Origin of the sequence: Streptomyces sp. NBC_00028, from assembly GCF_045041065.1 — a bacterium.
In the GTDB taxonomy this organism is placed as follows: domain Bacteria; phylum Actinomycetota; class Actinomycetes; order Streptomycetales; family Streptomycetaceae; genus Streptomyces.
In genome coordinates this window covers 5677985-5699809 of sequence record NZ_CP108293.1, presented here as the reverse complement: position 1 = coordinate 5699809, position 21825 = coordinate 5677985, and the positions used below count along the sequence as shown (strand labels likewise).

General features: G+C 72.5%; 18 protein-coding genes. 7 read left to right on the top strand and 11 right to left on the bottom strand.

All coding sequences use genetic code 11. The features are described 5' to 3' along the window. The first annotated feature begins 197 nt into the window (after positions 1-197). The gene (gene pdxH / locus OG885_RS25645; RefSeq protein ID WP_405742867.1) at positions 198-827 is read left to right on the top strand and encodes a pyridoxamine 5'-phosphate oxidase; all 630 of its coding nucleotides are present in this window, start codon (positions 198-200) and stop codon (positions 825-827) included. Here pdxH and OG885_RS25640 read toward each other — a convergent pair. From OG885_RS25640 to OG885_RS25605, 8 genes are read right to left on the bottom strand one after another with little or no spacing between them, the layout of a single operon-like run. Next, positions 817-1452, bottom strand: a complete 636-nt coding sequence (locus OG885_RS25640) for a TetR/AcrR family transcriptional regulator (RefSeq protein WP_405735422.1) — start codon at positions 1450-1452, stop codon at positions 817-819. The two genes, pdxH and OG885_RS25640, sit on opposite strands and share 11 nt — an antisense overlap. Next, a complete protein-coding gene (locus OG885_RS25635) occupies positions 1440-2174 on the bottom strand; it encodes an enoyl-CoA hydratase family protein (protein ID WP_405735420.1) in 735 nt (244 codons plus the stop codon). The genes OG885_RS25640 and OG885_RS25635 overlap by 13 nt, the downstream gene beginning before the upstream one ends. Then, a complete protein-coding gene (locus tag OG885_RS25630) occupies positions 2171-3739 on the bottom strand; it encodes a 4-coumarate--CoA ligase family protein (protein WP_405735417.1) in 1569 nt (522 codons plus the stop codon). The genes OG885_RS25635 and OG885_RS25630 overlap by 4 nt, the downstream gene beginning before the upstream one ends. 29 nt (positions 3740-3768) lie before the next feature. Further along, positions 3769-4908, bottom strand: coding sequence for an acyl-CoA dehydrogenase family protein (locus tag OG885_RS25625; RefSeq protein ID WP_405735414.1), 1140 nt, complete (start codon positions 4906-4908; stop codon positions 3769-3771). Next, positions 4905-6758 (bottom strand): acetyl/propionyl/methylcrotonyl-CoA carboxylase subunit alpha, encoded by a 1854-nt coding sequence (locus tag OG885_RS25620; RefSeq protein ID WP_405735412.1) that lies wholly within the window; start codon positions 6756-6758, stop codon positions 4905-4907. The genes OG885_RS25625 and OG885_RS25620 overlap by 4 nt, the downstream gene beginning before the upstream one ends. 19 nt (positions 6759-6777) lie before the next feature. Further along, positions 6778-8376 (bottom strand): acyl-CoA carboxylase subunit beta, encoded by a 1599-nt coding sequence (locus OG885_RS25615; protein ID WP_405735410.1) that lies wholly within the window; start codon positions 8374-8376, stop codon positions 6778-6780. After that, positions 8373-10046 (bottom strand): acyclic terpene utilization AtuA family protein, encoded by a 1674-nt coding sequence (locus tag OG885_RS25610; protein ID WP_405735408.1) that lies wholly within the window; start codon positions 10044-10046, stop codon positions 8373-8375. Before OG885_RS25610 ends, OG885_RS25615 begins: the two co-directional genes overlap by 4 nt. After that, positions 10043-10837, bottom strand: a complete 795-nt coding sequence (locus OG885_RS25605) for a TIGR03084 family metal-binding protein (protein WP_405735406.1) — start codon at positions 10835-10837, stop codon at positions 10043-10045. Before OG885_RS25605 ends, OG885_RS25610 begins: the two co-directional genes overlap by 4 nt. Before the next feature lie 180 nt (positions 10838-11017). Here OG885_RS25605 and OG885_RS25600 point away from each other — a divergent pair, with 180 nt between their 5' ends. Beyond that, the gene (locus OG885_RS25600; protein WP_405735404.1) at positions 11018-11785 is read left to right on the top strand and encodes a hypothetical protein; all 768 of its coding nucleotides are present in this window, start codon (positions 11018-11020) and stop codon (positions 11783-11785) included. Between the two features lie 269 nt (positions 11786-12054). Here the strand turns inward: OG885_RS25600 and OG885_RS25595 are convergent, their stop codons facing one another. The 3 genes from OG885_RS25595 to OG885_RS25585 all read right to left on the bottom strand — a co-directional run bounded on the left by OG885_RS25595 (position 12055) and on the right by OG885_RS25585 (position 17194). Next, on the bottom strand, positions 12055-13032 hold the full coding sequence (locus tag OG885_RS25595; protein WP_405735401.1) for an EamA family transporter: 978 nt from the start codon (positions 13030-13032) through the stop codon (positions 12055-12057). 84 nt (positions 13033-13116) lie between these two features. Next, a complete protein-coding gene (locus OG885_RS25590) occupies positions 13117-14241 on the bottom strand; it encodes a lipid II:glycine glycyltransferase FemX (protein ID WP_405735399.1) in 1125 nt (374 codons plus the stop codon). A gap of 37 nt (positions 14242-14278) precedes the next feature. Continuing rightward, a complete protein-coding gene (locus OG885_RS25585; protein ID WP_405735397.1) occupies positions 14279-17194 on the bottom strand; it encodes an FAD-binding and (Fe-S)-binding domain-containing protein in 2916 nt (971 codons plus the stop codon). A gap of 215 nt (positions 17195-17409) precedes the next feature. On the opposite strand from OG885_RS25585, the gene OG885_RS25580 reads away from it, so the two are divergent. From OG885_RS25580 to OG885_RS25560, 5 genes are read left to right on the top strand one after another with little or no spacing between them, the layout of a single operon-like run. Further along, a complete protein-coding gene (locus OG885_RS25580) occupies positions 17410-19221 on the top strand; it encodes an ATP-binding protein (RefSeq protein WP_405735394.1) in 1812 nt (603 codons plus the stop codon). Continuing rightward, positions 19218-19625: a roadblock/LC7 domain-containing protein gene (locus tag OG885_RS25575; protein ID WP_399962926.1), complete on the top strand. Its 408-nt coding sequence runs from the start codon at positions 19218-19220 to the stop codon at positions 19623-19625. Before OG885_RS25580 ends, OG885_RS25575 begins: the two co-directional genes overlap by 4 nt. Next, entirely contained in the window at positions 19622-19969 is a 348-nt protein-coding gene (locus OG885_RS25570) for a DUF742 domain-containing protein (RefSeq protein ID WP_329337845.1), read from the top strand. The genes OG885_RS25575 and OG885_RS25570 overlap by 4 nt, the downstream gene beginning before the upstream one ends. After that, a complete protein-coding gene (locus OG885_RS25565) occupies positions 19950-20606 on the top strand; it encodes a GTP-binding protein (protein ID WP_405735391.1) in 657 nt (218 codons plus the stop codon). The genes OG885_RS25570 and OG885_RS25565 overlap by 20 nt, the downstream gene beginning before the upstream one ends. Further along, positions 20603-21808: a cytochrome P450 gene (locus OG885_RS25560; protein ID WP_399962921.1), complete on the top strand. Its 1206-nt coding sequence runs from the start codon at positions 20603-20605 to the stop codon at positions 21806-21808. The genes OG885_RS25565 and OG885_RS25560 overlap by 4 nt, the downstream gene beginning before the upstream one ends. Positions 21809-21825 lie beyond the last annotated feature (17 nt).

Sequence of the window (21825 nt, the reverse complement as noted above, 5' to 3'; positions counted from 1 at the left end):
GGCTCGCGGTCCTGGGCGGTCATCCCAGTGATGCCCCGTTGGGTCGGCGGTCACCCCACGGGGGTGGCATCTGCACCATATCCCCGAGTGCCACCCTTGGGCAGGGTTCGCGGCACTCAGTGCCACCTTCCGTGGAGTGACGTTCGATACGGCAAGATGACCACGTGACCGATGCCGTCTTTCCCGACCCCGCCTCGATGCGTAAGCAGTACCGGGCCGAGGGGCTCTCCGAGGGTGAGCTGGCCGCCACTCCGGTGGAGCAGTTCTCGCGCTGGTTCAAGCAGGCCGCGACGGAGGCCCATCTGTTCGAACCGAACGCGATGGTGGTGTCGACGGCGGACGCGGAGGGGCGCCCCAGTGCACGGACGGTGCTGCTGAAGCAGTTCGACGAGCGGGGGTTCGTCTTCTACACGAACTACGACTCGCGCAAGGCGCGTGACCTCGCCGAGAACCCGTACGTCTCGCTGCTCTTCCCGTGGCATCCGATGGCCCGCCAGGTGATCGTCACGGGTGTCGCGCGGCGCACGGGGCGGGACGAGACCGCCGCGTACTTCCGTACCCGGCCGCATGGTTCGCAGTTGGGCGCGTGGGCGAGCGAGCAGTCGTCGGTGATCGGGACGCGGGCGGATCTGGAGGCGTCGTACGCCGGGTTGGCGGCCCGTTATCCGGAGGGCGAGCAGGTGCCGGTGCCGCCGCACTGGGGTGGTTTCCGGGTGGCTCCGCAGGCGGTGGAGTTCTGGCAGGGGCGGGAGAACCGGCTGCACGACCGGTTGCGGTACGTGGCCGAGGCGGACGGGAGTTGGCGGGTGGAGCGGCTCAGTCCGTGAGTGCCGCTTCCAGCAACTGAGTCCATTGCGCGACGACCTTGTCCCGTCGCCCTTTGTCGTCCGTGAGGAGGTTGGCCAGGCCCAGGCCGCGGGCCATGTCCAGCAGGCCCTGGACCGTCTCCCGTACGCCCGGCCTCGACTCGTCCGCGTCCAGCAGGTCCACCGCGATGCGGTGGGTCTCGCGGCCGACCCGGGCCTCCAACTCCGTGACCTGGGGGCGTAGTTGCTCCTCGTTGGAGGCGGCGACCCACAGGTGGAGGGCGGCCCGGAAGAGGGGGCCGGTGTAGAGGTCGACGAGGGCGGAGACGACGGCTCGGCGGTCGCCGGCCGCGGCGCCTTGCGGGAACAGGTCGCGGATCGCTTCGGAGCGTTCCTCGGCGACGTACTCCACCGCTGCCGTGAAGAGGTCCTCGCGGGTCGGGAAGTGGTGCTGGGCGGCGCCTCGGGAGACGCCCGCGCGTTCGGCGACGACGGAGACCGTGGAGCCCGCCCAGCCGTGTTCGGCGAGGCAGGCCACGGCGGCTTCGAGGAGTCGCTGGCGGGTGGCCCGGCTGCGGTCCTGCTTGGGGGTGCGCTCGCCCGGGGAACGGTCCATACGGTCGCCGACCGTGCTCACAGCGCCCATGTGGGGTCCCGTCGTTCTAGAAAGGCCGTCATGCCTTCGCGGGCCTGCGCGGAGGCGAACAGGCGGGCCGAGAGCGCGGTGAGGTCGGCCGCGTCCCGGTCGAAGGCTTCCAGCACCCTAACTGTGAGCAGCCGCTTCGTCTCGGCCAGGGCCTCGGGGGCGGCTCTGCGCAGTCCTTCGAGGATCGGTTCGAGTACGGCGTCCACGTCGTCGCCCGTCGCTGTGAGCAGGCCGATGCGGGTGGCCTCGGCGGCGTCGAAGCGTTCGCCGGTGAGGTAGTAGCGGGCGAGGGCGCGCGGGTCGGTGCGGGGCAGGAGCGGGAGGGAGATCACGGCGGGGGCGACCCCGATCCGTACCTCGGTGAAGGCGAAGGTCGCCGCGGTGGACGCCGCCCCGATGTCGCAGGCGGCGAGCAGTCCGAGGCCGCCGGCGCGGACGTGGCCGGTGACGCGCGCGAGGACGGGTTTCGGTACGGCGACGATCTGGCGGAGCAGGCCCACCAGGGCGTCGGGGTGGGGCGGGTCCTTGAGGTCGGCGCCGGCGCTGAAGGTGTTGCCGGTGTGGGTGAGGACGACCGCGCGGACGTCGCCGTCCTTGTCGCAGTCGGTCAGCGCGTCCGTCAGCTCGCCGACCAGTGCGGCCGACAGGGCGTTGCGGTTGCGCGGGGAGTCGAGGGTGAGGGTCTCGACGCCTCGCGCGCGGGTGCGGTCGATCAGGGTCATGTGAGCTCCCTCAGTCGGCGGCGCAGGATCTTGCCGGAGGCGGCCCTTGGGACGTCGTCGATGAAGGTGACGTGGCGGACGCGTTTGTAGGGGGCGACGCGTTCGGCGACGTACATCATGACCTCTCCTTCGGAGAGGTCGGCGGCGGTGGGCTGGCGGACGACGTAGGCGTGCGGGACCTCGTTGTTCTCGTCGTTGTAGACGCCGATGACGGCCGCGTCGGCGATGCCGGGGTGGGTGAGGAGCAGGGCTTCGAGTTCGGCGGGGGCGACCTGGAAGCCCTTGTACTTGATGAGCTCCTTGACCCGGTCGACGATGAACAGCCAGCCGTCGGTGTCGACATGGCCGACGTCGCCGGTGTGCAGCCAGCCGTCGGGGTCGATCATCGCGGCGGTGGCGTCGGGGCGGCCGAGGTAGCCCTTCATGACCTGGGGGCCGCGGATGAGGATCTCGCCGGCCTCGCCGGCGCCGAGGTCCTTGCCGGGGTCGTCGAGGGAGACGAGGCGCATCTCGGTGCAGGGGATGAGACGGCCGACGGTGCCGGCGGGGGCGTCGCGCATGGCGTCCAGGGGGACGACATGGGTGCCGGGCGACAGTTCGGTCATGCCGTACGCCTGGCCGACCGGCGGCAGGTTCAGACGCCGCGAGCAGGCGGCGGCGAGCTGGGCGTCGAGGGGCGCGGCGGCGCTGACGATGTGCCGCAGGGACGACAGGTCGTACTGCGCGACCAGCGGATGCTTGGCGAGGGCGAGGACGATCGGCGGGGCCACGAACAGGTCGGTGATGCGGTGGTTCTGGATGGCCGTGAGGTAGCCCTCCAGGTCGAAGCGGGGCAGGACGACGACGGTGGCGCCCTGCCGGAGCGGCGCGTTCATCAGGGCGGTCAGGCCGTAGATGTGGAAGAAGGGCAGGACGGCGAGGATGCGGTCGCCGGGTTTCGCCGGCATCAGCGGTTCCAGTTGGGCGAGGTTGGTGGCGATCTGGGAGTGCGTGAGCATGACGCCTTTGGGGACGCCGGTGGTGCCGGAGGAGTACGGCAGCGCGGCCACGTCCTCGACCGGGTCGATGGCGACCTGGGGCTCGGGGGCGGTGGTGCCGAGCATGTCGAGGAGCGAGCGGTGTCCGGGGGCGCTGTCGCAGACGAGGATCTCCTCGACACCGCCGGAGAGTTCGGCCGCCCTGCGCGCCGTGCCGAGGAGGGGCGAGACGGTGACGATCCAGCGGGCCGCCGAGTCGGTGAGCTGCTTGGCGAACTCCTCCGCGGTTGCCAGCGGGTGCACGGTGGTGACGGAGGCGCCCGCGCGCGTGGCCGCGTAGAACGCGGTGGGGAAGGCGATCGTGTTCGGGCTGTGCAGGGCGAGCACGTCTCCCTTGCGCACCCCCGCCTCGGCCAGTCCGGCGGCCACGCGGCGGTGGAAGGCGTCCAGTTGGGCGTACGTGAGGGTGGTGCCGTCGGTGCCGTCGATCAGGGCGGGGGTGTCGCCGAACTCGGCGGCGCGGCCCAGCACGGCTTCGTGGATGGGGAGTTCGACGGTGGGGACGTCTGCGTACGCGCTGCGGAACATGGTTCCTCCAAGACGGCCTGATGGGCGGCTTAGTACGACTTGGGCAGGCCCAGGGTCTGGTGGGAGACGTAGTTGAGAATCATCTCCCGGCTCACCGGAGCAATACGAGCCACGCGCGCGGCGGTTATCAACGAGGCGAGCCCGAACTCGCGCGTGAGGCCGTTGCCGCCGAGGGTGTGCACGGCCTGGTCGACCGCCCTGACGCAGGCCTCGCCCGCCGCGTACTTGGCCATGTTCGCCGCCTCGCCCGCGCCGACGTCGTCCCCGGCGTCGTAGAGATGGGCCGCCTTCTGCATCATCAGCCGGGCCAGCTCCAGGTCGATGTGCGCCTGTGCGAGGGGGTGGGCGATGGCCTGGTGGGCGCCGATGGGGGTGTTCCACACGGTGCGGTCGCGGGCGTAGGTGATCGCCTGCGCGAGTGCGTAGCGGCCCATGCCGATCGCGAACGCGGCCGTCATGATGCGCTCGGGGTTGAGGCCGGCGAAGAGCTGGAGGAGGCCGGCGTCCTCGTCGCCGACGAGCGCGTCCGCGGGGAGCCGTACGTCGTCGAGCGTCAGCTCGAACTGCTTCTCTGCGGCCTGGAGTTCCATGTCGATCTGGCGGCGGTGGAACCCTTCGGCGTCCCTGGGGACGATGAACAGGCAGGGCTTGAGGCGTCCGGTGCGGGAGTCTTCGGTGCGGCCGACGATGAGGGTGGCGTCGGCGATGTCGACGCCGGAGATGAAGACCTTGCGGCCGGTGAGCAGCCAGTCTCCTGAGGCCGGGTCGCGGCGGGCCGTGGTGGTGATGCGGTGGGAGTTGGAGCCGGCGTCGGGTTCGGTGATGCCGAAGGCCATGGTGCGGGTGCCGTCGGCGAGGGCGGGGAGCCATTCCCGCTTCTGGGCCTCGGTGCCGAAGCGGGCGATGACCGTGCCGCAGATGGCCGGGGAGACGACCATCATGAGGAGGGGGCAGCCTGCGGCGCCCAGCTCTTCCAGGACGATGGAGAGTTCGGCGATGCCGCCGCCTCCGCCTCCGTGGGCCTCGGGCAGATTGACGCCCAGGTAGCCGAGTTTGGCGGCCTCGGACCAGAGGGCTTCTCGGTCGAACGTGCGGCCGTGACGTTTGCCCAGTTGGGCGACGGCGGCGCGCAGGGCTGTGTGTTCCTCTGACTCCAGGGTGAAGCTCACTGGTCCTCCTCTACGACGGCGAGCAGGGCGCCGACGGCGACCTGACCGCCGACCACGGCATGCAAAACGCTGAGCGTCCCCGAGACCGGGGCTGAAATGCGGTGCTGCATCTTCATCGCTTCGAGCCACACGATCGGTTCACCGGCCTCCACCTTTGCTCCGACCTCCAGGCCGTCGGCGATCCTGACGACCGTTCCCGGCATGGGGGCCACCAGGGAACCCGGGGCCAGTTGCGCCTTCGGGTCGGGGAAGCGGGGCAGGGCCTTCAGGGCGACCGCGTTCACGTACACCTGGTCGCCGTACCTCGACACCTCGTACCGCCGCTGTACGCCGTCCACTTCGAGTACGACCAGACGCGCGTCGGCGTGCACCACTCGCACCCCGCCCCCCTCCTCCGCCTCCAGGCCCTCCCGCCCCCATCGGTACCGGACCTCGATCTCCTCGCCCGCCACCTCGTACCGCTTCACCTGGGCCTGTGACGGCACGTTCCGCCAGCCACCGCCGAAGCGGGAGCGGCCGTGGGCGTCGGCGAGGGCGGCGGCCAGCGGGGCGTGCGGGTCGGGGGACGTCGAGGTCAACGGCGTCAGGTGGCGGTCGTAGAACGCCGTGGTCATCGCGGCCGTCATGAACTCCTCGTGGCGCAGGGAGTTCACCAACAGGTCCCTGTTGGTCGTCGGGCCGTGGATCGTCGCCCTCTCCAGCGCACCGGCCAGTTTGCGGATCGCCTCCGCGCGGGTGGGGGCGTGGGCGACGGCCTTGGCGAGCATGGGGTCGTAGTGGACGCCGATCTCGTCGCCGTCCTCGTAGCCGGTGTCCAGGCGGACGCCGGGGACGGTCAGGCGGTGCAGGGTGCCGGTCTGGGGTGCCCAGGCGGCTGCCGGGTCCTCGGCGTAGAGGCGGGCCTCGACGGCGTGGCCCCGCGCGTGTGGAGGTGACTCGGGGAGGGGGCGGCCCTCGGCCACGGCGATCTGGAGTGCGACGAGGTCCACGTCGAAGACCGCCTCCGTGACGGGGTGCTCGACCTGGAGGCGGGTGTTCATCTCCAGGAAGTGCGCCGTGTCGTCGGCGACGAGGAACTCGACGGTGCCCGCGCCGACGTAGGAGACGGCGCGCGCGGCGCGTACGGCCAGCGTGCGCAGCTCTTCTTCGAGCTCCGGGGTGAGCCCAGGTGCCGGTGCCTCCTCGATGACCTTCTGGTGCCGGCGTTGCAGGGAGCAGTCGCGGGTGCCGAGCGCCCAGACGGTGCCGTGGGTGTCGGCGAGGAGCTGCACCTCCACATGGCGGCCGTTCTCGACGTACGGCTCGACGAACACCTCGCCGTCCCCGAAAGCGCTGGCGGCCTCGGCGCGTGCGCTCTCCAGTGCGGCGCTCAGCTCCTCCAGGCGGCGCACGATCCGCATTCCGCGCCCCCCGCCGCCCGCGGCCGCCTTCACGAGCACCGGCAGGTCGGACGCGCCGACCTCCCCCAGCGGCCGGAGCCCCATCAGCTCCTTCGCGCGTGTCTTGGACGCCATCGCCTCGATGGCCTCCGGGGGCGGGCCGATCCACACCAGCCCGGCGTCCAGGACGGCGCGGGCGAAGTCGGCGTTCTCGGAGAGGAAGCCGTAGCCGGGGTGCACGGCGTCCGCGCCGGCGGCGACGGCGGCCTTCACGATCAGGTCGCCGCGCAGATACGTCTCGGCTGGCGTCGCCCCCGGGAGTCGTACCGCCGTGTCGGCCACGCGCGCGTGGAGGGCGTTCGCGTCCGGGTCGGAGTGCACGGCGACCGTTCGGATTCCCAGCTCGGCGCAGGTGCGGAAGATCCGGCAGGCGATCTCGCCGCGGTTCGCGACAAGGACAGAAGTGATCATGGAAGTCACTGGGGATCCCTCACATCCGGAAGACGCCGAAGCCGCCGCGCGCACCTTCGTACGGCGCCGTGTGGATGGCGGACAGGCACAGGCCGAGGACCGTGCGGGTGTCGCGTGGGTCGATGACGCCGTCGTCGTAGAGACGGCCGGAGAGGAACATCGGCAGCGACTCGGACTCGATCTGCTGCTCCACCATGGCCCGCAGGGCCGCGTCGGCGTCGTCGTCGTACGGCCGGCCCTTCGCCGCCGCCGACTGCCGGGCGACGATCGAGAGGACGCCCGCGAGTTGCTGGGGGCCCATCACGGCGGACTTGGCGCTGGGCCAGGCGAAGAGGAAGCGCGGGTCGTAGGCGCGGCCGCACATGCCGTAGTGCCCGGCACCGTAGGAGGCGCCCATGAGCACCGAGAGGTGCGGGACCTTCGAGTTGGACACCGCGTTGATCATCATCGCGCCGTGCTTGATGATGCCGCCCTGCTCGTACTCCTTGCCGACCATGTAGCCGGTGGTGTTGTGGAGGAAGAGGAGGGGGATGTCGCGCTGGTTGGCGAGCTGGATGAACTGGGCGGCCTTCTGCGACTCCGCGGAGAACAGCACCCCCTGGGCGTTCGCCAGCACGCCCACCGGATAGCCGTGCAGGGTCGCCCAGCCGGTGGTGAGGCTGGTGCCGTAGAGCGGTTTGAACTCGTCGAAGTCGGAGGCGTCGACGATCCGGGCGATGACCTCGCGGGGGTCGAAGGGGGTCTTCAGGTCGCCGGGGACGATGCCGAGGAGTTCGTCGGCCGCGTACTTGGGCGGCTCGGCGAGGGGCGGATCGCCGTACGCCTTGCGGTGGTTGAGGCGGGCGACCACGCGGCGCGCCTGGCGTAGGGCGTCCTGCTCGTCGACGGCGAAGTAGTCGGCGAGCCCGGACACGCGCGCGTGCATCTCCGCGCCGCCCAGCGACTCGTCGTCGCTCTCCTCGCCGGTGGCCATCTTGACGAGGGGCGGACCGCCGAGGAACACCTTGGCCCGCTCCTTGACCATGATCACGTGGTCGGACATGCCGGGGATGTAGGCCCCGCCCGCCGTGGAGTTGCCGAAGACGACGGCGACGGTCGGGATTCCGGCGGCGGAGAGGCGGGTCAGATCGCGGAAGATGGCGCCCCCGGGGATGAAGATCTCCTTCTGGGACGGCAGGTCGGCACCTCCTGACTCCACCAGGCTGATGCAGGGGAGCCGGTTGGCGAGCGCGATGTCGTTCGCCCGGAGCGCCTTCTTCAGGCTCCACGGGTTGCTCGCGCCGCCGCGCACGGTCGGATCGTTGGCGGTGATCAGGCACTCCACGCCCTCCACCACCCCGATGCCGGTGACGAGCGAGGCACCGACCTGGTACTCGCTGCCCCAGGCGGCCAGCGGGGACAGCTCCAGAAAGGGCGTGTCCGGGTCGAGGAGCAGCTCGATGCGCTCGCGGGCGAGCAGCTTGCCGCGCTTCCGGTGCCGGGCGACGTACTTCTCGCCGCCACCCGCGAGCGCCTTGGCGTGCTCGGCGGTCAGCTCGTCCAGCTTGGTGAGCATGGCCTCGCGGTGGGCGCGGTAGTCGGCGCCTTCCACGTCCAGCGCGGACGACAGGACGGTCACAACAGGGCCTCCGGGATGTCCATGTGGCGGGCGCGCAGCCATTCGCCGAGCGCCTTGGCCTGCGGGTCGAAACGGTGCTGGGAGGCGACACCGGCGCCGAGGATGCCCTCGACGACGAAGTTCAGGGCGCGGAGATTGGGGAGCGGGTGCCGGGTGACGTGCAAGTCGGCCGTCTCCGGCAGGAGTTCGCGGAAGCGGTCGACGGTGAGCGTGTGCGCGAGCCAGCGCCAGGCCTCGTCGGTCCGGACCCACACGCCCACGTTGGCGTTGCCGCCCTTGTCCCCGCTGCGGGCGCCGGCGACGAGGCCGAGCGGGGCGCGTCGAGTGGGTCCCTGCGAAAGGGGTGCGGGCAGCTCAGGTTCCGCGGGATCTTCGAGTACGAGGGTGTCCTGGGCCGGCGCCACGGGGACACGGCGGCCGTCGTCGAGGACCGCCACCTGGTCGACGGCGCCCTGGGGGACGTACACGTCCTCGAAGACCCCATAGGGCGCGCCCTTTCCGGGTGGGGCGAGCACATGGAAGCCGGGGTAGCTGGCGAGGGCGAGCTCGATGGCGGCGCCGCTCAACGCCCGCCCCACCGCGTCCTGTTCCGGGTCCCGTACGACCAGCCTGAGCAGGGCGCTGGCGGTCTCCTCGGTGTCGGCGTCGGCGCGGTCGGTGCGGGCCAACTCCCAGTGCACGGAGGCGACCTTGCCCAGCACCGGCTCCATCTGAGCCCGCACCAGCGCCGCCTTGGCCTCGATGTCGAGGCCGGTCAGGACGAAGACGACCTCGTTGCGGAAGCCGCCGAGCTTGTTCAGGCCGACCTTGAGGGTCGGGGGCGGGGCCTCGCCGCGAACGCCGGAGATCCGGACGCGGTCGGGGCCGTCCTGGGTGAGGCGGACGGTGTCGAGGCGGGCGGTGACGTCGGGCCCGGCGTACCGGGCGCCCTGGGTCTCGTACAGGAGCTGTGCGGTGACCGTGCCGACGTCGACGAAGCCGCCCGTGCCGGGGTGTTTGGTGATGACGGCGGTGCCGTCCTCGTGGAGTTCGGCGAGGGGGAAGCCGGGGCGTCGGAGGTCGTGGGAACGGTCCGCGAAGAAGGCGTAGTTGCCGCCGGTCGCCTGCGTCCCGCACTCCAGGACGTGCCCGGCGACGACCGCGCCCGCGAGCCGGTCGTGGTCCGTCGGCCGCCAGCCGAAGTGCGCGGCGGCGGGCCCGGTGACCAGGGCCGCGTCCGTGACCCGCCCGGTCACCACCACGTCGGCGCCCGCGCGCAGGCACTCCGCGATACCGAAGCCGCCGAGGTAGGCGTGGGCGGCGAGGCTGCCGGGGTGGGTGGCGGTCAGGTCGTCGCCCTCTACATGGGCGACGCGGACGGCGATGCCGAGTCGGTCGGCCAACTCCCGTACTCGGTCGGCGAGTCCGGCCGGGTTGAGGCCGCCGGCGTTGGCGACGATCCGTACGCCGCGCTCCTGGGCGAGGCCGAGGCACTCCTCCAACTGCCGCAGGAAGGTGCGGGCGTACCCGGCGCCGGGGTCCTTCAGCCGGTCGCGGCCCAGGATGAGCATGGTCAGCTCGGCGAGGTAGTCGCCGGTGAGGACGTCGAGTTCGCCGCCGGTGAGCATCTCGCGGAGGGCGTCGAACCGGTCGCCGTAGAAGCCGGAGGCGTTGCCGATGCGCAGGGTCACTTTCCGGCCCCTTTGGGTGCGCGCCCGTCTCCCGGTGGGCCCGCGAAGGCCTGGGCGATGTCCAGCCAGCGGTCGGCGCCCTCGCCCTCGGCGGTCAGGGCGAGGTCGGCGCGGTGGGCGCGCTGGGTGGCCAGGAGGCAGAAGTCGAGGGCGGGGCCGGTGACGCGCTGGGGGGCGTCTTCGGGACCGTATGACCACAACTCACCCGACGGCGCCACGAGTTCGACGCGGAACTCCTCGAACGGCGGCGTCAGCCCGTGCACGCCGAAGGCGAAGTCGCGGGTGCGGACGCCGAGTCGGACGATGTGCCGCAGCCGGTCGGTGGGGGCGCGGGTGACGCCCAGCGCCTCCGCCACGTCCAGGCCGTGCGCCCAGGTCTCCATCAGGCGGGCGGTGGCCATGGAGGCGGTGGACATGGGCGGGCCGTACCAGGGAAAACGGGCGTCGTCCGGGGCGCGTCGCAGAGCGTCGGCGAGGTCCTCGCGCCCCGCCCGCCAGTACGCGAGCAGCCGCTCCGGGGGCTTTCCCGCGCCCTCCTCGGCCCCGTTGTCCACGAAGTCGCCCGGCGCGGCCAGGGCCTTCTCGACCTCGCGGGAGAAGGCCGCCTGATCGGTCACGGCGAGCAGGGAGGAGTGGTCGGTCCAGGCGAGGTGGGCGATCTGGTGGGCGACGGTCCAGCCGGGAGCGGGGGTCGGCGCCGACCACTGCTCCTTGCTCAACTCGGCCACGATCAGGTCGAGTTCCTCGCTCTCCGCGCAGAGGTCGTCGATGACGGGCGTGGGGTCTGCCATGGCAGCGAGGATGACAGCCGTTCCATAAACAAGCAAGCGTGCTTGCATTGTTTTTCGGGGATGTCGGCCGAGCACGTTCGAAGGCGTCGGCCGCGTATGACTGAGTACGGCTACTCATGCCACCGCGGGGCCGCGCGGGAACCATGGACACCGGTGGGGATCCGACCTGGAAGGTGGGGCATGGGCAGGTTTCTGGCGGGGGTCGGGGCCGTGGTCGCGGCGGGGGTAGCGCTGGTCGTCGCGTATCTGGCGGGGGCACCGGCGGACGTGGTGTTCGGGGCCGGGGCCGGGGTGCTCAGCCTGCTGTGGCTGCTGCTTCTGCTGACCGTGCCGTGGAACCTCTACTTCCGGGCGCATGCCGTGCTCGCGGAGATCGCGGTGAGCCGGGAGAAGGGCCTGGAGATCTCCCGGGCCCGGGACGCCGAGGCCACGCGGATCGCCCGCGCGATGCTGCGGACCGCGGTCGCGGGACATGTGGTGACGTCGGCGGTCGTCCTCGCGGTCACCTGGGCGACGGGCGCGTTCACGGGCTACTGGTTCGCCGCGTTCTTCCTGCTGAGTACGTTCTTCCGCCCGGCCGGCGCCTGGTTCGGCCAGCTCCGGCGGCGGCTCGGGACGCTGCTCAAGGACGTCACGTACCCCCGGGACGACGTGGTCGAGCTGAACGCCCGCCTGGACCGCGCCGAGACCGGGACGCGGGTCCTGGAGGAGAAGGCGGAGGAACAGTACCGGTCCCTCGCCGAGCTCCGCCGGACCGTGGACGCGCTGGCCATGAGCGCCTACGAGCGTGCGGAGGACGCGGATCGCAGGATCGCCGCGCTGGGCCGGGAGTTCGAGTCCACGGTGAACCGCCTCACCGACAACCAGGAGATCATCGCGGGGGTGAAGGCGTTCCTGCGGCTGCTGCGGGCGCCCGAGGTGACGGGCGACGCCACGACCTCCGGCTGACCCAGCGCCGGGCACCCCTGTCGCGACGCGGCCCGATCCCTGCCCCGCGGGCGTGATCCTCGGATCAGTGCCGGCCCTGCGCGCGTTCACCGCGGCAGCGATCGGGCCCGCCTCGAATGTGTCCGTGCCGGTCGACGTCTCCGGGCGCTCCGACGGGCGGAATCACTGCGCCGGTGACCCGACAGCCGTGAATACCTGACCGGGACGATGGCCGGCGCCTTCGGGCTTCAGCCGGCGGAAGTGCCCCCAGCGCTGGATGAGCGCGCCGGTCACGGCTCCAGCGGCAACTCCGTCTTCCTCCGCCCCGTCTGCGTCAGCACCACCCCCATGCTGGCCGCGATGACCAGGGCGATCGCGAGGGCCTCCGTGGTGGAAAGGGCCTGGCTGAGGACGAGGAAGCCGGCCGTGGCGGCGATGGCCGGTTCCAGGCTCATGAGGATGGCGAAGGTGGAGGCGGGCAGGCGGCGCAGGGCGCTGAGTTCGAGGGTGTAGGGCAGGACCGAGGAGAGCACGGCCACGGCCGAGCCCAGGGCGAGGGTCATGGGGTCGAGGAGCTTGGTGCCGGACTCGGCGATCCCGAGGGGCAGGAAGAGCACGGCCGCGACCACCATGGCGAGGGCGAGCCCGTCGGCCTGCGGGAAGCGGCGGCCCGTACGGGCGCTGAAGACGATGTACGCCGCCCACATCGCGCCCGCGCCCAGGGCGAAGAGGACGCCGACGACGTCGAGGCTGCCGAAGCCGCCGCCGCTGAGGAGCAGGACACCGGCGAGGGCGAGCCCGGCCCAGACCAGGTTGATCGCGCGACGGGAGGCGAGGACCGAGAGGGCGAGCGGGCCGAGGACCTCCAGGGCGACCGCCGGGCCGAGCGGGATGCGGGCGATGGACTGGTAGAAGAGGCCGTTCATCCCGGCCATCGTGAGGCCGAAGACGATCACCGTGGCCCAGTCGGCGCGGCTGTGTCCGCGCACCCGCGGCCGGCACACCACCAGCAGCACGACCGCCGCGGCCAGCAGCCGCAGCGTGACCACGCCGAGCGCCCCGGCCCTGGGCATCAGGCTCGCCGCGAGGGCACCGCCGAACTGCACGGAGACGCCCGCGGACAGCACCATGCCGATGGAGCCGAGGGAGCGTCGGCGCTGCGGGGTGCCCGCGGGCGGCTGGGCAACCGGGGTTGCCGAAGGCGAGGCGGCGGCGGTGCTGGGGGTGGTCACGGGGCCTTCCAGGGGCTCGGCACGCGATTCGTTCATCGCGGTGTACTGTCAAGTCCAGAGTAATGGACTCGGTCAGGAACGTGAACCCCTTTTGCCACTGACCCGCGAGAGCCCGGCCCGCTAGCGTCGCGCCATGTACAGGTCCAGCGCCTTGTGCAGCAGCCGGTTGATCGGGAAGTCCCACTCCCCCAGGTACTCGATGGCCTGGCCGCCCGTGCCGACCTTGAACCGCAGCAGGCCGAGGAGGTGGTTGGAGTCCTCCAGGGTGTCGGTGATGCCGCGCAGGTCGTAGACGGCGGCGCCGAGCGCGTGGGCGTCGGTCATCATCCGCCACTGCATGGCGTTGTTGGGCTGGACCTCGCGTTTGTGGGCGGTGGAGGCGCCGTAGGAGTACCAGACGTGCTCCCCGACGGTGAGCATCGTGGCCGCGGCGAGGAGGTCGCCGTCGTGGCGGGCGAGGTAGAGCCGCATACGGTCGGGGTGTTCCGCGTTGAGTACGGTCCACATGCGCTGGAAGTAGGCGAGCGGGCGCGGGATGAAGCGGTCGCGTTCGGCGGTCTCGGTGTAGAGGGCGTAGAACGCCGGGAGATCCTCGGGGCCGCCCCGGACGACCTCCACGCCCGCTTTCTCGGCCTTCTTGATGTTGCGCCGCCACTGCTGGTTGAGACCGCCGTGGATCTCGTCCAGGGAGCGTCCGGCGAACGGGACCTGGAACACGTACCGGGGCTGTCCGGCGGCGAAGCCGTCCTCGCCGCCCGGTTCCGTCTGCTGCCAGCCGGCCCGCCGCAGCCGGTCGGCGACGTCGACGGCACGGGGTTCGTGCGAGGTCGCCTCGGCGTCCCGCAGCCGCCGGGCGGCCGGGTCGGCGATCGCGGCCTTCACGGCGTCGGCGCTCCAGCGGCGCACGACGACGGGCGGCCCCATCTTCACCGAGAACGCGCCCTGATGCCTGAGGTGGGCGAGCATCGGTGCCAGCCAGCGCTCGCCGAGATCGGCGTCGTACCAATCGATGACCGGCCCCTCGGGCAGATAGGCGAGGTACTTCCTCAGCTTCGGCACCGGCCGGTACAGCACCAGCCCCGCCCCCACCAGCCGCTCTTCCTCGTCGAACCACCCCAGACTCTCCGCCCGCCAGTCCGGCTTCACCTCGCCCCAGGCGGGGATCTGGGTGTGGCTGGCGGAGGGGCGGGCGGCGATGAAGGCGAGGTGGTCGGGGCGGGAGAGGGGGCGGACGCGGAGGGGCATGCGCGGACTCCTTGAGGCGGCGTACGAGCCCACCAGGCTATAGATCATGAACGGCGAGCCCCTCCGCCAACACCTCCGCCAGGTGCCGGCCCCGCACCCCGGCCAGCTGTTCCAGCTGGGTCCGGCAGGAGTAGCCGTCCGCCAGGATCACCGCGCCGTCGGGCGCGTCGCGCACCGCCGGCAGCAACTGGTCCTCCGCGCAGGCCCGCGACACCTCGAAGTGCCCGTCTTCGAAACCGAAGTTGCCCGCGAGGCCGCAGCAGCCTCCGGCCAAGTCACCTTCCAGGCCCGCCGCTTCACGCAGCCGGCGGTCGGCCGTGTCGCCCAGGACCGCGTGCTGGTGGCAGTGGGTCTGGCCGGTCGTCGGGCGGTTCAGCCGTGGCGGCGTCCAGCCGGGGGCCAGGCGTTCCAGTGCCTCGGCGAAGGTGAGGACCCGGGACGACAGCACGGCCGCGCGCGGGTCGTCGTGGAGGAGTTCGGGCAGGTCCGTGCGGAGGGCCGCCGCGCAGCTGGGCTCCAGGACGACGACCGGCAGGTCCGTCGCCAGCACCGGTGCCATCAGGTCGAGGGTGCGGCGCATGACCGTACGGGCGCGGTCGAGCTGGCCGGTGGAGACGTACGTCAGTCCGCAGCAGACCCGGCCGCGGCGGGCGGTGAGCGGGGCGAAGGCGGGTGAGGGATGCAGGGTGGGTGGGAGGAGCAGCGTCACGCCCGCCGCCTCCAGGACCCGCACCGCCGCCCGGCCCACCTGCGGTGAGAGGTGCTCGGTGAAGGTGTCCGGCCACAGCACCGCTGAAGGACCGGTGCCCGTACGCCCCCGGGCCACCGGCCACAGCGCCGCTGAAGCGCCGGCTGCCGTACGCCCCCGGGCCCGCCTCCCCCACCACCGTGTGAACGTCTCCCCCGCCAACCGTGGGATCCGCCGCTCCGGCGCGATCCCGCCCAGCCGCTTCGCCACCCACGCCAACGGGCCCGCGGCCGCCAGGGAGTTGGCCAGCCATGCCGTGCGCGTGCGGGCCACCGCCCGCAGCCAGACCGGGAGGCGGCCCATCGTGTAGTGGGCGGCCGGCCTGCGGCGCCCCGCGTAGTGGTGGTGGAGGAACTCCGCCTTGTACGTGGCCATGTCCACCTCGACCGGGCAGTCCGAGCGGCAGCCCTTGCAGGACAGGCACAGGTCGAGCGCCTCGCGCACCTCCTCCGAGCGCCAGCCGTCGGTGACCACCTCGCCCGCCAGCATCTCGTGCAGCAGCCGGGCACGCCCGCGCGTGGAGTGCGCCTCCTCGCCGGTCGCCCGGAAGGACGGGCACATGACGGCGGACCCGGCCACCGACGTCGTACGGCACTTCGCGACGCCCACGCAGCGGCGGACCGCGGCCGAGAAGTCGCCGCCGTCGCCGGGGTAGCCGAAGGCCACGTCGACCGGCTCGCGCGGGAGGACGGAGAAGCGGAGGTTGGCGTCCAGCGGGGCCGGGCGGACCAGCATGCCGGGGTTGAGGAGGTCGTCGGGGTCCCAGATCCCCTTCGCCCGCTCGAACAGGGACACCAGCTCGGCGCCGTACATCCGCGGCAGCAGCTCGGCCCGCGCCTGTCCGTCGCCGTGTTCCCCGGACAGCGAGCCGCCGTACGCCACCACCAGGTCGGCGAGCTCCTCCGAGAAGCGGCGGAAACCGGCGACGCCCCGGTCGGTCAGCAGGTCGAAGTCGATGCGGACATGGATGCAGCCGTCGCCGAAGTGGCCGTACGGCGTCCCGCGCAGCCCGTGGTCGGTGAGGAGGCTCCTGAAGTCCCGTAGATACGCGCCCAGTCGGGGCGGGGGCACCGCGCAGTCCTCCCAGCCGGGCCAGGCCTCGGAGCCTCCCCCAGCCCCAGGGGGCTGGGAGGTGCCCCCAGGCATGCGCGTCGCCGTGCCGGACGCGTCCTCGCGGATGCGCCACAACGCCCGCTGGCCTGCAGGGTCGGTCACCACCAGGGCGTCCACGACGTCCGCCGCCCGCACGATCGTCTGCGCACGCGCGCGTGCCTCGGCCTCGGTGTCGCCGCCCGTCTCCACGAACAGCCAGGCCCCGCCCCGCGGCAGCGCGGCCACCGAGGGCACCAGGTCGGCCGCCATCCCCTCCACGGTCAGGGGGTGGAGGGGCAGCAGCCCTGCGGCGGCCTCGGCGGCCGCGCCCTCGTCCACATACCCCAGCACAGCCAGCGCACGCGCGCGGGGCGCCTCCACCAGCCGTACGACCGCCTGCGTCAGCACCCCGAGGGTGCCCTCGCTGCCGCAGAAGGCGCGGGCGACGTCGGCGCCGTTCTCCGGCAGGAGCGCGTCCAGCGCGTAACCCGAGATGCGGCGCGGGAGTACGGGGAAGCCGGTGCGCAGTCGGGCCAGGTCGCCCGACACCAGGTCGCGCAGGCCGTCCGGGGCGCCGGCCCAGTCCTGCCCGAGCTTCAGCCGCCGCCCGCGCGCGGTGATCACGTCCAGCTCCCGGACGCTGTCCGCGGTCGTGCCCCAGGCCACCGAGTGCGAGCCGCAGGAGTTGTTGCCGATCATCCCGCCGAGCGTGCAGCGGCTGTGGGTGGAGGGGTCGGGGCCGAACCGCAGGCCGTGCGGGGCGGCGGCGTCCTGGAGGCGGTCCAGGACGAGGCCCGGCTGAACGACGGCCGTGCGGGACCCGGGATCCAGGGAGAGCAGGCGGTTCATATGGCGGGTGAAGTCCAGTACCACCCCGGTGCCGGTGGCCTGACCGGCGATCGAGGTGCCGCCGCCGCGCGGCACCACCGGCACGCCGCGCTCCCGGCACACCTCGAGGGCCGCCGCCACGTCGTCGGCGTCCAGGGGCGCCACGACACCCAGCGGGACCCTCCGGTAGTTGGACGCGTCCATGGTCATCAGCGCCCGGGACGTGACGTCGAACCCGACCTCACCCCGGACGGCCGCCCGCAGCGCCGACTCGAGATCCGTCATGGCTCAAGCATGCATCCGACCACTGACAGTGACGGCACACCGACCGTCACCGTGCGCCACCTGAGACAGCGTCACCCCGCGTCACCGGAACCTGTGAACGCCTCCAGAACCTTCCCAATTTGATCACCAACTCTCATATAGTGACCGCTTATTGAGCGACAGGTGTCGCTTCTCGCCCAGGAACAGACAGCGGCCCCCTACCAAGGACCCGACTCATGACCGCCCCCAGCCTGCCCGGCGAACGACCCACCGCCCGTACCCTCCTGCCCGCCCCGCTGCTCACCGCCGTGCTCGCCGCGCTCGCGGTCGCCGGCGCGGTGGCCCGGGCGCCGGAGTCGGAGCGCGTCCCGCTCGCCCTCGGCACCGGCATCGGCGCCCTGTTGCTGACCACGGCCGTCGCCGTGGCCGTCCACGCCCTGCAGAACGCCCGGATCACCCGCCGCCGCCTGGAGGCCGTCACCCTCGACGCCGGGCGGCTGTTGCAGGACCGGGCCCGGCAGAGCACGGAGTTCGACCAGGAACGGGTGCAGCTGACCGAGGAACTCACCCATGAGCGGGCCCGGCACACCACCGAGCTCGCCGAGGAACGCGCCCGGCTCACCGCCGAGCTGGAGGACCAGCGCGCCCGGCTCACCGCCGCCAACGCCCGGCTGACCGAGCGCGCCCGGCGCGCCGAGCAGGAACGGTCCACCGCCCTGTCCGCCACCGCCAACGCGGCGAGCCGGATGCAGGCGCTGGCCACCGGGATGCTCGCCGACCTGCGCGCCATGGAGGAGCGGCACGACGACGAGGACGTCCTCGCCGACCTCCTCCACCTCGACCACCGCACCGCCCAGGCCGGGCGGCTCGCCGACTCCGTCGCCGTCCTCACCGGCGCGCGCTCCGGCCGCCGTTGGGCCCGGCCCATCGCCATGGAGTCGATCCTGCGCGGCGCGATGGGCCGCATCAGCGGCTACCGGCGAGTGCGGGTGCACTCCGCCTGCGAGGCCGCCGTCGCCGGGCACGCCGCCGAAGGCGTGATGCACGCGCTCGCCGAACTCCTCGACAACGCCGCGAACTTCTCCCCGCCGACCGCCGAGGTACACGTGTACGTCGAGGAGGTCCCGGCCGGTGTCATCGTCTCCGTCGAGGACAGCGGCCTGGTGATGGGCGACGTCCAACTCCGGCGCGCCGAACGGGCCGTGTCCGGCGACGACGCCGAGCTCGGCGGCCTCACCGGCACGCGTCTCGGGCTGGCCGTCGTAGGCCGCCTGTCCCGCAAGTACGGGCTCACGGTCTCCTTCCGTCCCTCGGCCCGCGGCGGCACCGGCGTCCTGGTCCTCGTACCGCAGGACATCCTCGTACCGGAACAACTGGCCGCCCGTCCCCCGGGAGCGCTGACGCTTCCGCAGGCGGAGGCCGCGCAGGCGGTGGAAGGGACGGAGGCGGCGGGCGACACCACCGCCGGACCGGACCCGCGCACGGAGACGGACCCGGCACCGCACGCGCCGTCGGCCCCCGTCCCCGACCCGGTCCCCACCCACGAGTCCCCCGGCCACAGCGCCGCCACCCTCCCCGACGACCTGCCCACAGGCCGGTCGGAGGGTCGTTTCGAGAGCCGGCCCGAGGGCCGTTCCGAAGGGCTCCCCGACGGCCTCCCCAAGCGCCGCCGGGGCCGCGCCCTCGCCGAGGCCGAACGGGAGCAGCGGGAACGGCTCCGCGCACGTGCCGCCGAGACCGCCGGGTCCACCGGCGTGACCGGCCCCACCGGGGCCAGCGGCGCCACCGGCACCGTCGGACACGCCAGGCCCGCCGCGAGCACCGCCCCCGGCGCGCCCGACGCCCCCACCGACGACACCCCCACCCGCGCCATCCGCTTCAGCAGCTTCCGCCAAGCCGTGCGCGGCTCCCTCTCCGACCAGAGCGACCCCGCCACTCCGGCCGGAGAAACCCGCGAGAAGACCCGCGAAGAGCCCCGCGAACTGACCCCCGAACCGTCCACCCCGTCCATCGCACACCCCACCCCGGAAGGCGACCCCACGTCATGACCGGCACGACCACCGCCGACGAGAAGCTCACCTGGCTCATCGAGGGCCTCCTGGAGCGCACCCCGGGCGCGCGGCACGCGCTCGTCCTCTCTCGGGACGGACTGAAGTTGTGCCGGACGCCGGAGCTCACCGTCGACCAGGCCGACCAGCTCGCCGCGATCGCCGCCGGCATCCAGGCCCTGTCGCAGGGCGCCTCCGTGGAGTTCGGGGACGGCACCGGGGGCGTGCGGTCGGCGATGACCGAGTTCTACGGCGGCGTCCTCTTCATCGTCGAGGCCGGTGAGGGCGCTCATCTGGCCGTCGTCACGACCGAGGAGGCGGACGCCGGTCTCGTCGGGCACAACATGAGCGAGCTCGTCGAACAGCTCGGCGCCCATCTGACCGCCCAGCCCCGGACGTCATGAGCCGCCCCGGCAGGGACGACTCACCCGACCGTCTGTACACCCTCACCGGTGGCCGCGCGCACGCCACTCCGGACAGCCCCTTCGACCTGGTGACGCTCGTGGTCGCCGAGTGCGATCCGACCACCGGCATGCAGTCGGAGCACGCGGCGATCCTGAAGCTGACCCAACTGCCGACCGCGGTAGTCGAGTTGGCGGCCGAGCTGAAGCTGCCGGTGAGCATCACCAAGATCCTGCTCGGCGACCTCCTCGCGGCGGGCCGCGTCAGCGCCCGCCACCCCCGTAAGGCCGCCGTCCCCGATCCCGACGTCCTGGAACAGGTGCTCGTTGGACTCCGCAACCTCTGAGGCAGCCTCCGAGCAGGCCTCCCAGCCGGCCTCTGCCGCCCGCACCCCCTTGGGTGCCACCGCCGACAACGGCCTCAAGATCGTCGTCGTCGGCGGTTTCGGCGTCGGCAAGACCACCCTCGTCCGCTCGGTCAGCGAGATACGTCCCCTCAACACCGAGGAGACGATGACCCGGGCCGGCGAGCACGTCGACGACATCAGCGAGGTCCGGGACAAGAAGGCGACCACCGTCGCCTTCGACTTCGGCCGGATCACGCTCGACGCCCGCAATGTGCTGTACCTCTTCGGCGCCCCCGGCCAGGAGCGGTTCTGGTTCCTGTGGGACCGGCTGTTCTCCGGGACCCTCGGCGCGGTCGTCCTCGTCGACACCCGCCGGATCGACGACAGTTGGTACGCCATCGACCGGCTCGAACACCACGGCACCCCGTTCATCGTGGCCTGCAACGACTTCGGCGGCCCCGCCTACGCCCCGCAGCAGATCCGCGAGGCCCTCGACCTCGACCCGCACATCCCGCTGCTCGACTGCGACGCCCGCTCCCGGGCCTCCGGCAAGCAGGTGCTGATCACCCTGGTCGAGCATGTGAAGAACACGTACGCCAACCAAGCCCCCGTTCTCGAACAGGAGTTGACCCGGTGACCGCTCCCGTGCCCCTCGGCGGCCCCAGGTTCCAGACCGAACCGGCGCAGCTGTACCGGGAGATGCGGCGCGACCACGGTGCCGTGACGCCGGTCGTGCTCGACGGCGACATTCCGGCCTGGCTGGTGCTCGGCTACCGCGAGCTGCATCAGGTCACCGGCGATCCGGTGCTGTTCAGCCGGGACTCCGAGCTGTGGAACCAGTGGGACCGCATCCCCGACGACTGGCCGCTGCTGCCGATGATCGGCCGCAAGCAGCCGTCGATCCTCTACACCGTCGGCGAGCGCCACCGTGAGCGGGCCGCGATGATCAGCGAGGCGCTGGAGGCGGTGAGCCCCTCCGAACTGCGCTCCTACGCCGAGCGGTTCGCCGACGAGCTGATCGACGCGGTGTGCGCCGAGGGCGAGACGGACATCATCGGCAACTACGCGATGCTGCTGCCGGTCCGGGTGCTGGCCCGTCTCTACGGCTTTTCCGACGAGGAGGGGCCGGGCCTGGTCACCGCCCTCAACGACATGATCGACGGCCGGGAGCGGGCCATCGCGGGCCAGACCCATCTGGCCACGTCGATGTTCCAGCTCCTCGCCGACCGGCGTGCGGAGCCCGCGGACGACGTCGTCTCCCGCATGCTCGCCCACCCCAGCGGGTTCACGGACGAGGAGATCGCCCAGGACCTGATGGTGATGATGGCGGCCGGGCACCAGCCCACCGCCGACTGGATCGGCAACTCGCTGCGGCTGATGCTGACCGACGGACGGTTCGCGGCCTCCCTGTTCGGCGGCCGCAACAGCGTCGCCGACGCCATGAACGAGGTCCTGTGGGAGGACACCCCGACCCAGAACGTGGCCGGGCGCTGGGCGTCCCGCGACACCCAGCTCGGCGGGCGCCGGGTCCGCGCCGGTGACCTGCTGCTGCTCGGCCTCCAGGGCGCCAACTCCGACCCGCAGGTCCGCACCGACGGCTCCACGCTCACCGGCGGCAACAGCGCCCACTTCTCCTTCGGACACGGCGAGCACCGGTGCCCCTTCCCCGCGCAGGAGGTCGCCGAGGTGATCGCGCGGACCGGCATCGAGGTCGTCCTGGACCGGCTGCCCGACATCGACCTCGCGGTCCCCGCCGACGCCCTGACGCGCCGCCCCTCGCCCTGGCTGCGGGGCCTGTCCGCACTGCCGGTCCGCTTCACACCGGTACCGGCGCGCTGAGCCCCACCCCTGCCCTC

Excerpts from the sequence above, each read along its gene's own strand:
- pdxH (WP_405742867.1), top strand. The coding sequence starts at position 198 with ATGCGTAAGCAGTACCGGGCCGAGGGGCTCTCCGAGGGTGAGCTGGCC.
- OG885_RS25640 (WP_405735422.1), bottom strand. The coding sequence starts at position 1,452 with ATGGGCGCTGTGAGCACGGTCGGCGACCGTATGGACCGTTCCCCGGGC.
- OG885_RS25635 (WP_405735420.1), bottom strand. The coding sequence starts at position 2,174 with ATGACCCTGATCGACCGCACCCGCGCGCGAGGCGTCGAGACCCTCACC.
- OG885_RS25630 (WP_405735417.1), bottom strand. The coding sequence starts at position 3,739 with ATGTTCCGCAGCGCGTACGCAGACGTCCCCACCGTCGAACTCCCCATC.
- OG885_RS25620 (WP_405735412.1), bottom strand. The coding sequence starts at position 6,758 with ATGATCACTTCTGTCCTTGTCGCGAACCGCGGCGAGATCGCCTGCCGG.
- OG885_RS25605 (WP_405735406.1), bottom strand. The coding sequence starts at position 10,837 with ATGGCAGACCCCACGCCCGTCATCGACGACCTCTGCGCGGAGAGCGAG.
- OG885_RS25600 (WP_405735404.1), top strand. The coding sequence starts at position 11,018 with ATGGGCAGGTTTCTGGCGGGGGTCGGGGCCGTGGTCGCGGCGGGGGTA.
- OG885_RS25595 (WP_405735401.1), bottom strand. The coding sequence starts at position 13,032 with ATGAACGAATCGCGTGCCGAGCCCCTGGAAGGCCCCGTGACCACCCCC.
- OG885_RS25590 (WP_405735399.1), bottom strand. The coding sequence starts at position 14,241 with ATGCCCCTCCGCGTCCGCCCCCTCTCCCGCCCCGACCACCTCGCCTTC.
- OG885_RS25585 (WP_405735397.1), bottom strand. The coding sequence starts at position 17,194 with ATGACGGATCTCGAGTCGGCGCTGCGGGCGGCCGTCCGGGGTGAGGTC.
- OG885_RS25580 (WP_405735394.1), top strand. The coding sequence starts at position 17,410 with ATGACCGCCCCCAGCCTGCCCGGCGAACGACCCACCGCCCGTACCCTC.
- OG885_RS25575 (WP_399962926.1), top strand. The coding sequence starts at position 19,218 with ATGACCGGCACGACCACCGCCGACGAGAAGCTCACCTGGCTCATCGAG.
- OG885_RS25570 (WP_329337845.1), top strand. The coding sequence starts at position 19,622 with ATGAGCCGCCCCGGCAGGGACGACTCACCCGACCGTCTGTACACCCTC.